The organism is Paraburkholderia phenazinium, assembly GCF_900141745.1.
GTDB classification, from domain to species: Bacteria; Pseudomonadota; Gammaproteobacteria; order Burkholderiales; family Burkholderiaceae; genus Paraburkholderia; species Paraburkholderia phenazinium_B.
Genome location: NZ_FSRM01000002.1, coordinates 3580636 through 3592385, shown reverse-complemented (window position 1 = coordinate 3592385; position 11750 = coordinate 3580636). Strand labels below are relative to the sequence as shown.

Below are 11750 nucleotides of genomic sequence, written 5' to 3'. Positions count from 1 at the left end.
GGAGACACATCAATGATTCGCCATTTCCAACCGGCGCGACGTCGCGCTATCGTAGTCGGTGCAGCCTTCCTGGCCGCGTCGGTTCTGCCCATGTCCACCGCGTTCGCGCAGACCCCGCACAAGCCGAAGGTCGCGCTTGTGATGAAGTCGTTGGCCAACGAGTTCTTCCTCACCATGGAAACCGGCGCCAAGGATTATCAGAAGCAGAATCCGGACAAGTTCGACCTGATCACCAACGGTATCAAGGACGAGACGGACACCGCCAACCAGATCCGTATCGTCGAGCAGATGATCGTGTCGAAGGTCGACGCGCTGGTGATTGCACCGGCTGATTCGAAGGCGCTCGTGCCGGTGCTGAAGAAGGCTGTCGACGCGGGCATCATTGTGGTCAACATCGACAACCAGCTGGACAAGGACGTGCTCAAGTCGAAAGATCTGAACATTCCGTTCGTCGGCCCGGATAACGCCAAGGGCGCGCAAAAGGTAGGCGACTACCTCGCCAAGCATCTGAAGTCGGGCGACAACGTGGCGATTATCGAAGGCGTCTCGACGACGACCAACGCGCAGCAACGCACGCTGGGCTTCAAGAATTCGATGGCGGCCGGCGGCATGAAGGTGGTATCGCTGCAATCGGGCGAGTGGGAAATCGACAAGGGCAACGCGGTCGCGAGCCAGATCCTCAACGCAAACCCTGATGTCAAGGCGCTCCTGTGCGGCAATGACAACATGGCGATCGGTGCGGTCTCGGCTGTACGTGCGGCTGGCAAGGCTGGCAAGATCCAGGTGGTCGGCTACGACAACATCAGCGCGATCAAGCCGATGCTCGCCGATGGCCGTGTCCTCGCGACGGCGGATCAATACGCCGCCAAGCAGGCCGTATTCGGTATCGATACCGCTTTGAAGGCACTGTCGGAACACAAGAAGCAGTCGGAATTGTCTGGCGTGGTCGAAACGCCGGTCGATCTGGTCACCAAGTAAGAACGGTATAACGCGTGGCGCCGCCCGGCGCCACGCGCCCGCTTCTGGTCTGATTCGGTCAATTTGATGTCTACTCCAAACCTTTCCCTTGTCGATGCCAAAACCGTGCTGCAGGTTCACGGCATCGGCAAGACCTACGCCGAGCCCGTACTCGCTGATATCTCACTGGACCTGCGCGCAGGCGAGGTGCTGGCGCTGACCGGCGAGAACGGTGCGGGCAAGAGCACCTTGTCGAAGATCGTCGGTGGTCTGGTAACGCCGACGACCGGCTCGATGACGCTAGGCGGCACGGCTTACACGCCCGCGAGCCGCAAGGACGCTGAAGCGCTTGGCGTGCGCATGGTCATGCAGGAACTGAACCTGCTGCCGACGCTTTCTGTTGCCGAAAATCTGTTCCTGAACCGCTTGCCGCAGCGCGGCGTGTTCGGCTGGATCGACCGCACCAAACTGCGCGAGGATGCGCGGCACGCCATGGCGCAAGTCGGGCTCGACGCGATCCATCCCGATACGCTGGTGGGTACCCTGGGCATCGGGCATCAGCAGATGGTCGAGATCGCCCGCAATCTGATCGGCGATTGCCGCGTGTTGATCCTCGACGAACCCACCGCGATGCTGACGGCGCGCGAGGTCGATCTGCTGTTCGAGCAGATCGAGCGGCTCAAGTCCCGTGGCGTCGCGCTGGTGTATATCTCGCACCGGCTGGAAGAATTGAAACGTATCGCGAAGCGCGCCGCCGTGCTGCGTGACGGCCGGCTCGTGCATGTCGACGAAATGGCGAACCTCTCTGCCGACCGTCTCGTGACGCTGATGGTCGGGCGCGACATCGGCGAGTCGATCGATCTTGGCGAGCGGCGCATTGGCGAGGTCGCGCTGAAGGTCAGCGGGATGACCCGCGAGCCCGTGGTGCACGACGTTTCCTTCGAAGTGAAGGCCGGTGAGATTTTCGGCATTAGCGGTTTGATCGGCGCGGGCCGCACCGAACTGATGCGGCTTATCTACGGCGCGGATCGCGCCGATGCCGGCGAAGTGTCGATTGCATATGGCGGCGGTGCGCTCGAGAAAGTGCAGATCACCTCGCCAGTGGACGCGGTGAAGCATGGCGTCGCCCTGATTACGGAAGATCGCAAAGGCGAAGGCCTCCTGCTCACGCAGCCGATCGCCGCCAATATTTCGCTCGGCCATCTGGGCGCCGTGTCGAAGAACGGCGTGGTGGACGCGCGTCGCGAGGCGGCCATGGCGGGCCAGCAGATCGACGCCATGCGCGTGCGTTGCTCAGGACCGGCTCAGGTCGTATCCGAGCTTTCGGGTGGTAATCAGCAGAAGGTGGTGATCGGCCGCTGGCTCGCGCGCGATTGCATGGTGCTGTTGTTCGACGAACCCACGCGCGGCATCGACGTCGGCGCGAAGTTCGATATCTACGCCTTGATGGGCACCCTCGCGCGGGAAGGCCGCGCTTTGGTGGTGGTGTCGAGCGATCTGCGCGAACTGATGTCGATTTGCGACCGCATCGGCGTGATGTCGGCAGGACGGATGACGGGACTGTTCGAGCGCGGCGCCTGGACCCAGGACGGGCTGCTCGCAGCGGCGTTCGCGGGCTACACGCAGCGCGACGAAATCCTGCACGAGCCGATCGCGCCCGATGCACACGTGCCCGGCGGAAAGCCCGGCGACAAATTAGTGGAGTACTAAGCATGACCGCACCAACCAGCCTGCCTACGCTGCAGAACGAACCGCCCAAGAACGCAAAGCCGGTCGGCACGCGTCTTGGTTTCTCGAACTACCTGGGACTGCTTGGCGCGCTGCTCGGCATGATCGTACTGTTTTCGCTGCTGAGTTCGCACTTCCTCACCTACGACACGTTCAGCACGATCGCTAACCAGATCCCCGACCTGGTGGTGATGTCGATCGGCATGACCTTTGTGCTGATCATCGCGGGCATCGACCTGTCGGTCGGCTCCGTGCTGGCGCTCGGCGCGGCGTTGACGAGCATCGCGGCACTGCAATGGCATTGGCCGGCGCTGCCGTCCGCCTTGCTCGGCATGGCGGGCGCAACCTTGACGGGCTGCGTGACCGGCACGATTACCGTGGCGTGGCGGATTCCGTCGTTTATCGTGTCGCTCGGCGTGCTCGAGGGGGCGCGCGGCATTGCGTATCAATTGACCAACTCGCGCACGGCGTACATCGGCGATGCGTTCGACTTCCTCTCCAACCCGATCGCGTTTGGCATTTCGCCCGCGTTTCTGATCGCTATCGTCGTGATGGTCGTTGCGCAGTTCGTGTTGACGCGCACGGTGTTTGGCCGCTATCTGGTCGGTATCGGCACCAACGAGGAAGCGGTGCGTCTCGCAGGCGTCAATCCGCGGCCCTACAAGATCGCGGTATTCGCGATGATGGGTCTGCTCTCCGGCCTCGCCGCGCTGTTCCAGATCTCACGTCTCGAAGCGGCGGATCCGAATGCCGGCTCGGGCATCGAATTGCAGGTGATTGCAGCCGTGGTGATTGGCGGGACGAGTTTGATGGGTGGGCGTGGCTCGGTGACCAGCACCTTCTTCGGAGTGTTGATCATCTCGGTGCTGGCCGCAGGTCTCGCGCAGATTGGCGCTACCGAACCCACCAAACGCATTATTACAGGGGCCGTCATTGTCGTGGCGGTCGTGCTGGATACCTATAGAAGCCGGCGTCGCGCCGCATGATCCCGTCATTCGGCGAATGATCGGCAGGAGAGAGAAAGTGTCGAAAGAAGTGAAGCAGGGCCGGGTTCTCGTGGTGGGCAGTATCAATACCGACCTCGTGGCGCGTTCGCCGCATTTGCCGCGGCCGGGCGAGACCATTAGCGGACATGAGTTTTCTCAGGTTGCCGGCGGCAAGGGCGGCAATCAGGCGGTGGCGGCAGCGCGCATCGGTGCGCGAGTGGCGATGGTCGGATGTGTCGGCAAGGATGCCAACGGCGCGCAGCGCGTCAAGGATCTGGAAACGGAAGGCATCGATTGCGCGGGTATTGATGTCGACCCGGCGCAGCCTACCGGTGTCGCGATGGTGACGGTCTCGGACGACGGGCAGAACACTATCGTCGTGGTTGCGGGCAGCAATGGCCAGCTCACGCCGGATAGCGTCGCGCGTCACGAGGCCGCAATCAAGGCTTGCGACGTCGTGGTTTGCCAGCTGGAAACGCCATGGGATTCGGTCTTCGCGACGCTCGGTCTTGCGCGGCGCCTTGGCAAGATCACGGTGCTGAATCCGGCGCCGGCAACCGGGCCGTTGCCCGCTGAATGGTTGCCGCTGGTCGATTACCTCGTGCCGAACGAGGTCGAAGCCGCAATCCTCGCCGGCCTGCCGGTCGAATCGGAGAGTGGCGCGAGAAGGGCGGCGACAGAGTTGCAACGTGGCGGCGCGCGCAATGTGATCGTGACGCTTGGCTCGCAAGGCGCCTATCTTTTGCTCGAAGGTGGCGAAGGGACGCACTTCCCTGCGCCGCAGGTTCAGGCAGTCGATACGACTGCTGCTGGGGATACGTTTATTGGTGTATTTGCCGCGCAAATTGCCGCGCGGCAGCCGCTTGAAGGCGCGATCAGTCTGGCGCAACGGGCGGCCTCGATTTCGGTCACGCGCGCTGGCGCGCAACCGTCGATACCAACGCGCGCAGAAGTGGATAGCGCGGGCTGAAGCGGATCGTTCTTTAAAAATTTCGACGTCAAATAGCTGAGACGGCCTGCGCTGCCGAACGTATTGCTGTGATAGCAATGCCGATTGCGCAGGCCGGCTCTCATTACGCGCTGCGCTTGGCCCAGTCGACAAACGCGGCACCGACCTCGCGCATGACGGCTTCACGGCCGTCCATGTCGACATACGGTGCATCGTAATAGGCCGCGACAAGTAGAGGCGCACGTCCCGGTGGCCGCACGATCGCGTAATCGTTCGTTTCTTCTTCGACGCTGGTTCCCGGCCGGTCTGCGGCAACCCAGTCCGTCGGCAATGCTGCGCGGATCCTGTCGAGGCCTGGCTCGCAATCGATCATCCAGCTTTCAAGTTGTTGACGCGACTGCGCGCTCAACACATTGCCCAGGAGTATCTTGCCGACTGATTTCGTGATCGCTTTCGGCGTCGTGGTATCGCGCGCGCCGCTGTATTGGTTGGAGTCGGGTTCATAGCGATCCGAACGCGTGACGGTGTCGCCGAGGCCTCTAACGAATTGGGTCAGCGCGGGCGGGCCGCCAGCGTCTCTCATCAACAGGGTCGCCGCTGTGTTGTCGCTGACTTCGACGATGGCCTGACACATCGCGCGGACCGACATGGCGCCTTGCGCGACATTGGCCTTCGTCACGGGGGACGTGAAGATCAGGTCCTTCTCCGTGTAATGCACGAGGCGGTCCAGATTCTCCTTGCCGGCGTCTACGCGTGCGAGCACCTGCGCGGCGAGAAGTCCCTTGAAGGTGCTGCACATCAGGAAACGTTCGTCGGCCCGGTAAGCGAGCGTTCGGCCGGAGCCGGTATCGATGGCGAACACACCAAGGCGTCCGCCGCGGCGGCGTTCGATGTTGCTGATGGGGTTGGTGGCTGCGTAAAGCTGAGTGGTGAGCCCGCTGCCGAGCAGGAACGGTAGCCCGAGAGCCAGGCGCCGACGCGTGATAGAGATGGGCAAAGAATCGTCCTGATAGGTAGAAGTTTTCTGGTGCGCATTCTGCGAACCAGTCGCCGGGCGAGCTTGCGCGTTGTGCAGAATCCTATCGGATAAGATACCGACGCAACGTTCACTATCTAACCGATGGAGCCCCTTAAGTGATTCAACCGAGTAACGTATTCAAGGACAATCTGGCTCAACTGCCTTCGATCGACGGCATCGAGCGTATCGATCTGCTGGACGGCGAGCGTGCTGTGGTGGCAAGCATTGAGAACAAGCCTGGCAAGCACGGTTCGGTCGCCGTTTACCATTATCTGCAGCAGGTATTCGGCGCGCTGGATGCCAAGGCAGCCGAGCACGGCCTGGCAGTATTCGCGGAGCATACGGCGGACGCCCGTAATCGTCCGGGTGCACATCCCAACGTCGACCGTCTGCTTGTCATTGCGGCGGGAGGAGAGGCGTTGCGCATCGAGGTGGTTGCCGCCGCGGCCTGAGCGCGCAACAGTAAAACAGGCGGCATCGCTCAGGTGAGGGATGTCGTCATCTCGGACGCTGCCGCAGGGCTATCGAAAAGATTCGGATAGGTTCGCGATTGCATTTCGGCTAACCGGCTCAGCGTGCGCGACAGATCGAAGCGCTCATGAAATTCCGGATTCGGCAGCAGACCCTGCGGCGCGTAGTTCGACGTCAGCACGATGCGCGTGCCCAGTTCAAGTGCGATCTCGAGAAAGCGGCCGATCAGAAATGCATCGGCGATATCGTGCACGTGGAATTCATCGAAGCACAGCAGCTCGACGCCGTCGAGCTATTGCCGCGAGACCGCGACGCTGGCTGTCATCCGGCACGATCGCGCGCGCCGCCAGGGCGCTCACGACGCGAGCTTCGTCAATCATCGTGCTGCAACTCCACGTTTTGAGCAGGGTCGTTTTCGAACAAGGGTCATCCAACTAGGCACCGCTGCGGGCTCAACGATATCTGCACTCGCAGTACAGCGCCTAGTGGAAATACCGATGGCCAAACCCGTGACCACCCGGCGGTTGCCGATGCGCGCCAGTTCCACAAACACGATATGAGGAAATGATCGTAACGAAGCTTGTTACGATCCTATCATTCGATGTACGATGGTTGCGAATAAACCATCACTGGTTGCTGTGCACTGCACAAAATCACGGACGACCCATGCCTGAAGCTCCATCTTCGTCTTCCTCGGTCATCGCGCTTCGGCGCGGCGTGGCCGTACATCCCGAACGTAATCCCGGCGTGCCGTTCGACGCCGCCTGGCTCGACGGCCTGCGCGTGAATCAGTCTGCAGTCGAGCGGCGCACCGCTACGCTCGGCACGCGGCGCACCGTCAAGAAAGATGCGCAGGCCGCCTGGCTATTGAAGGCGGTCACCTGCATCGACCTGACCACGCTGAGTGGCGATGACACCGAAGGCCGCGTACGGCGTCTGTGCGCAAAAGCGCGGCAGCCGGTGCGTGCGGATATCCTCAGCGCGCTCGGCATCGCACCGCAGACCATCACGACCGGCGCGGTGTGCGTCTATCACCGCTTCGTGGCTGCTGCGGTCGATGCATTGCAGGGCAGCGGCATCCCCGTTGCGGCAGTGTCCACCGGCTTTCCGGCAGGCCTCATTCCGCATCCGCTCAAACTGAAAGAGATCGAAGCCTCGGTGGCCGATGGCGCGCAAGAGATCGACATCGTCGTCACGCGCGAGCATGTGCTCACGGGCAACTGGCAAGCGCTTTACAACGAGGTGCGCGATTTCCGTGCGGCCTGCGGTCCGGCGCACCTGAAAGCGATTCTCGCCACCGGCGATATCCGCACGCTCTCGAATGTGGCGCGCGCTTCGATGATCTGCATGATGGCGGGCGCCGATTTCATCAAGACTTCAACCGGCAAGGAAGGCGTGAATGCGACGCTCGACGTGTCGCTGGTGATGGTGCGCATGATCCGTGATTACTACGAGCGTACCGGCATCCTGATCGGTTTCAAGCCGGCGGGCGGTGTGTCCAGTGCGAAATCCGTGCTCACGTATCAGATCCTGATGAAAGAGGAACTGGGGCGTGCGTGGCTCGAGCCGGAACTGTTCCGTGTCGGCGCGTCGAGTCTTCTCGCGGATATTGAACGCCAGCTCGAACATCACGTGAGCGGCCGTTATTCCTCCTTCAATCGTCACCCCGTAGCCTGAGCAGACCGATCCCATGAGCGTAGCCGAATATTTTTCTTCGATGGAGTACGGTCCCGCACCCGAGGACGATCAGCCTGCGCGCGCGTGGCTTGCGCAGCATGAGGCGAGCTTCGGGCATTTTATCGGCGGGGCATGGCATGCACCGGCTTCGGGCGAGCGCTTCGAATCGCGCGAACCTGCCACGGGCGAGTTGCTTGCGCAAATCGCTCAAGGCGATGCGGCTGATATTGACACCGCCGTCGCTGCCGCGCGCGCGGCGCAGCCTGCCTGGCTGGCGCTCGGTGGCGCTGGACGCGCGCGTCATCTGTATGCGCTGTCGCGCATGGTGCAGCGGCATAGCCGTCTGTTCGCCGTGCTCGAAGCGCTCGACAACGGCAAGCCGATTCGCGAGACGCGCGACATCGACGTGCCGCTGGTCGCGCGTCACTTCCTGCATCACGCCGGGTGGGCGCAACTGCAGGACAGCGAGTTTGCCGATTTTGCGCCATTGGGCGTAGTCGGTCAGATCGTGCCGTGGAATTTCCCGCTGCTGATGCTCGCGTGGAAGATCGCGCCGGCTATCGCAACCGGAAATTGTGTTGTGCTGAAACCTGCAGAATACACGCCGCTCACTGCCTTATTGTTTGCGGAGCTGGCGTATCGCGCCGGTTTGCCTGCGGGTGTGCTGAATGTTGTTACCGGCGATGGCCGCACTGGCGCTGCGCTCGTCGAACATCCTGATGTGGACAAGCTCGCGTTTACCGGCTCGACTGAAGTCGGCCGGCAGATTCGCTCGGTGACGGCCGGCTCCGGTAAATCGCTGACGCTCGAACTCGGTGGCAAGTCGCCGTTCATCGTGTTCGACGATGCCGACCTCGACGGTGCAGTCGAAGGCGTCGTGGACGCCATCTGGTTCAACCAGGGGCAGGTCTGCTGTGCCGGTTCGCGTCTGCTGGTGCAAGAGGGCATTGAAGCGCGCTTCATCGACAAGCTGAAGCGGCGCATGGAAACGCTGCGTGTGGGTTCGTCGCTCGACAAGAGCATCGATATGGGCGCGATCGTCGATCCGGTGCAGCTCGAACGAATTCAGTCGCTCGTGGAAGCGGGCCGTCTGGAAGGCTGCTCGGTATGGCAATCGCCGGATGCGGCCGTGCCGGGTCAGGGTTGCTATTACCCGCCCACACTCGTAACAGGTGTTGCTCCTGCTTCGACGCTCGCTCAGGAAGAGATCTTCGGCCCCGTTCTGGTGACGATGAGCTTCCGCACGCCGGACGAAGCGGTCGCGCTTGCCAACAACACGCGCTATGGATTGGCCGCGAGCGTGTGGAGCGAAACGATTGGCCGTGCGCTCGATATCGCGCCGCGCCTGCAAGCGGGTGTTGTGTGGGTCAACGCAACCAATCTGTTCGATGCCGCGGTCGGCTTTGGCGGTTATCGCGAGTCCGGTTATGGTCGTGAAGGCGGCCGCGAGGGCATTTACGAATATCTGAAGCCGCGTGCGTGGCTTAAGCTCGTTGAACGTCCTGCACGAGTTGCGAATGAGCGCGCCGCAACGGACCCGTCGCTTGCCGCGGTGGCAAACGTAACGCCGATCGATCGCACTGCCAAGCTGTTCATTGGCGGCAAGCAGGTGCGGCCAGACGGCGGTTATTCGCTGCCCGTCTATGGTGCAGACGGCGCGATTGTCGGCGAGGTGGGCGAGGGTAATCGCAAGGACATTCGCAATGCTGTCGAGGCGGCGCGCGGTGCAGGGAAGTGGTCGCAGGCCAGTACGCATAATCGCGCCCAGGTCCTGTACTACCTCGCCGAGAATCTCACGGTGCGGGGCGACGAATTCGCACGGCAACTGGTGGCGCGCACCGGCGTTGAGCTAGCCGCCGCGCATGCGGAAGTCGAAGCGGCGGTGACGCGGCTCTTCACCTATGCCGCGTGGGCGGACAAGTTCGACGGCGCGGTGCATACTCCGCCGTTGCGTGGTGTCGCGCTGGCAATGCACGAGCCGCTTGGCGTGATCGGCATTGCCTGTCCCGACGAGGCACCGCTGTTGGCTTTCGTCTCGCTGGTGGGACCGGCGCTGGCGATGGGCAACCGCGTGGTGGTACTGCCGAGCGAATCGAACCCGTTGACGGCGACGGATCTGTATCAGGTGGTCGAGACATCGGATATACCTGCCGGCGTGCTGAACATCGTCACCGGCGAGCGCGCTGCGTTGCTGCCTGCGCTGGCCAAGCACGATGACGTCGATGCGCTCTGGTGCTTTGGCAGTGCGGCGGATTCGGCACTGGTCGAACGCGCCTCGGTGGGCAACCTGAAGCGCACCTTTGTCGATCATGGCCGCGAGTTCGACTGGTTCGACCGCTCGACGGAAGGCCCAGCCTGGTTGCGTCAGGCTGTGCAAGTGAAGAACATCTGGATACCTTACGGAGACTGACCGTCGAACGCTGATCCGATGGCAGTCCACTAGAACATGGAGAAGACACTGTGCTGAAGAATCTGGACCCGCTGTTGAACGCCGATGTGCTGTACGCGCTGCGCGCGATGGGCCACGGCGACGAAGTGGTGATTTGCGATGCGAATTTTCCCGGCGATTCCGTTGCGCGTGAAACGGTGCTGGGCAAACTCCTGCGCTTCGACGGCGCGGATGCGGCGAGCGCGGTTCGCGCGGTGCTGTCTGTCATGCCGCTCGATAGCTTCGTCGACGATCCAGCCTTGCGCATGGAAGTGGTCGGCGAGCCGAACACGATTCCCGCTGTGCAACGCGAGGCGCAAGCCGAAGTGAACGCCGCCGAAGGGCGCGATGTGCCGTTCGCCTCGATTGAACGCTTCGCTTTCTATGAGCGCGCGAAGCAGGCCTATTGCGTGATCGCGACCGGCGAGCAGCGTGGGTACGGCTGCTTTGTGTTCAAGAAGGGTGTGTTGCTGGCGCCGGACGCGCCCAGTGCGACGGAGCGCAGCAAATGAATACGCAGTCCCAGGCGAATGGGCGCGTTGTCATTCTCGGTATCTATGTGACCGATCTGACTTTCCGCGCCGAACGTATGCCGCTGATCGGCGAAACCATCGCGGGCTCGTCCTTTGCGATGGGCCCGGGCGGCAAGGGCTCGAATCAGGCGGTTGCGGCGGCGCGCGCTGGCGCACAAGTGGTGTTCTGCACGCGCCTCGGCAACGATGCCTTCGGCGCGATCGCGCGCTCGACGTGGGCTGCCGAAGGCATCACGGCACGCGCGACTGCCGTAGAGGGCGTGTCGACGGGAGCGGCGCATATTTTTGTCGACGAGACCGACGGCAGAAACGCGATCATCGTCGCTTCCGGTGCTGCGGGCACGATGAATGCGAGCGACGTCGACGCGATTGAAGCCGACATTGCCGCTGCGCAGGTATTCGTGACGCAACTGGAGCAGCCGATCTCCGCCGCGCGCCGCGGTCTCGAAGTGGCGCGCCGGCACGGCGTCACCACCGTGTTCAACCCGGCGCCCGCGTTACCGCTCGACGACGATATTTTCCCGCTGTGCGACTACATCACGCCGAACGAAACGGAAGCCGCCGCGTTGACGGGCGTGCCGATCCAGAACGCCGACGATGCGCGGCGTGCCGCTGACGTTCTGCTGGCTAAAGGCGTCGGCACGGTGATCGTCACACTGGGCGAAGCGGGTGCGTTGCTGCACTCGGCCACGCAATCGGTACTCGTGCCGGCGTTCCAGTGCGGCCGTGTTGTGGAAACGGCTGGCGCAGGCGACGGCTTCACGGGCGGCTTTGCAGCTGCGCTGGCACGCGGCGCCGATCCCGTGGAAGCGATGCGCTTCGGCTGTGCGCTGGCTGGCATCTCCGTCACGCGGCCCGGCACGGCGCCGTCCATGCCGACCTTGAGCGAAGTGAATCAGGTATTGAGTCAGTCGGGCCAACCGGCGTCTGCGCAATAAGCCTGCGTACTAAAGGTGCATTGAGGCCGCTTTAGACGCGCCTCAAAGGCTCACTGAAGTTCGAT

10 protein-coding genes and 1 pseudogene are annotated in these 11750 nt (G+C 62.6%); 9 read left to right on the top strand and 2 right to left on the bottom strand.

The genetic code is table 11. From position 1 onward, the window contains the following. Positions 1-12 precede the first annotated feature (12 nt). The 4 genes from BUS06_RS35965 to rbsK (BUS06_RS35950) all read left to right on the top strand — a co-directional run bounded on the left by BUS06_RS35965 (position 13) and on the right by rbsK (BUS06_RS35950) (position 4641). Complete coding sequence (locus tag BUS06_RS35965) at positions 13-978, top strand: sugar ABC transporter substrate-binding protein (RefSeq protein WP_074268995.1); 966 nt, start codon at positions 13-15, stop codon at positions 976-978. Between the two features lie 66 nt (positions 979-1044). Further along, positions 1045-2667 (top strand): sugar ABC transporter ATP-binding protein, encoded by a 1623-nt coding sequence (locus BUS06_RS35960; protein WP_074268994.1) that lies wholly within the window; start codon positions 1045-1047, stop codon positions 2665-2667. Between the two features lie 2 nt (positions 2668-2669). Then, positions 2670-3671 carry an ABC transporter permease gene (locus BUS06_RS35955; protein WP_074268993.1) on the top strand — a complete coding sequence of 334 codons (1002 nt, stop codon included), beginning with the start codon at positions 2670-2672 and terminating at the stop codon, positions 3669-3671. A 37-nt stretch (positions 3672-3708) separates the two neighbouring features. After that, on the top strand, positions 3709-4641 hold the full coding sequence (rbsK, locus tag BUS06_RS35950) for a ribokinase (protein WP_254369057.1): 933 nt from the start codon (positions 3709-3711) through the stop codon (positions 4639-4641). Between the two features lie 103 nt (positions 4642-4744). Here rbsK (BUS06_RS35950) and bla read toward each other — a convergent pair whose 3' ends face one another. Then, positions 4745-5617, bottom strand: a complete 873-nt coding sequence (gene bla / locus BUS06_RS35945; protein WP_083611747.1) for a class A beta-lactamase — start codon at positions 5615-5617, stop codon at positions 4745-4747. A 137-nt stretch (positions 5618-5754) separates the two neighbouring features. On the opposite strand from bla, the gene BUS06_RS35940 reads away from it, so the two are divergent. Continuing rightward, entirely contained in the window at positions 5755-6090 is a 336-nt protein-coding gene (locus BUS06_RS35940) for a DUF2322 family protein (protein WP_074268991.1), read from the top strand. A gap of 137 nt (positions 6091-6227) precedes the next feature. Here the strand turns inward: BUS06_RS35940 and zapE are convergent. Next, a pseudogene (gene zapE, locus BUS06_RS35935) lies at positions 6228-6401 on the bottom strand (AFG1/ZapE family ATPase); the annotation flags it as partial. 374 nt (positions 6402-6775) lie between these two features. On the opposite strand from zapE, the gene deoC reads away from it, so the two are divergent. From deoC to rbsK (BUS06_RS35915), 4 genes are read left to right on the top strand one after another with little or no spacing between them, the layout of a single operon-like run. After that, positions 6776-7786, top strand: coding sequence for a deoxyribose-phosphate aldolase (deoC, locus tag BUS06_RS35930; RefSeq protein WP_074268990.1), 1011 nt, complete (start codon positions 6776-6778; stop codon positions 7784-7786). Between the two features lie 13 nt (positions 7787-7799). After that, positions 7800-10196, top strand: coding sequence for an aldehyde dehydrogenase family protein (locus BUS06_RS35925; RefSeq protein ID WP_074268989.1), 2397 nt, complete (start codon positions 7800-7802; stop codon positions 10194-10196). Positions 10197-10246: 50 nt separating this feature from the next. Next, positions 10247-10726, top strand: coding sequence for an RbsD/FucU family protein (locus BUS06_RS35920; protein WP_074268988.1), 480 nt, complete (start codon positions 10247-10249; stop codon positions 10724-10726). After that, on the top strand, positions 10723-11685 hold the full coding sequence (gene rbsK, locus BUS06_RS35915; RefSeq protein ID WP_074268987.1) for a ribokinase: 963 nt from the start codon (positions 10723-10725) through the stop codon (positions 11683-11685). Before BUS06_RS35920 ends, rbsK (BUS06_RS35915) begins: the two co-directional genes overlap by 4 nt. The last annotated feature ends 65 nt before the right edge of the window (positions 11686-11750 follow it).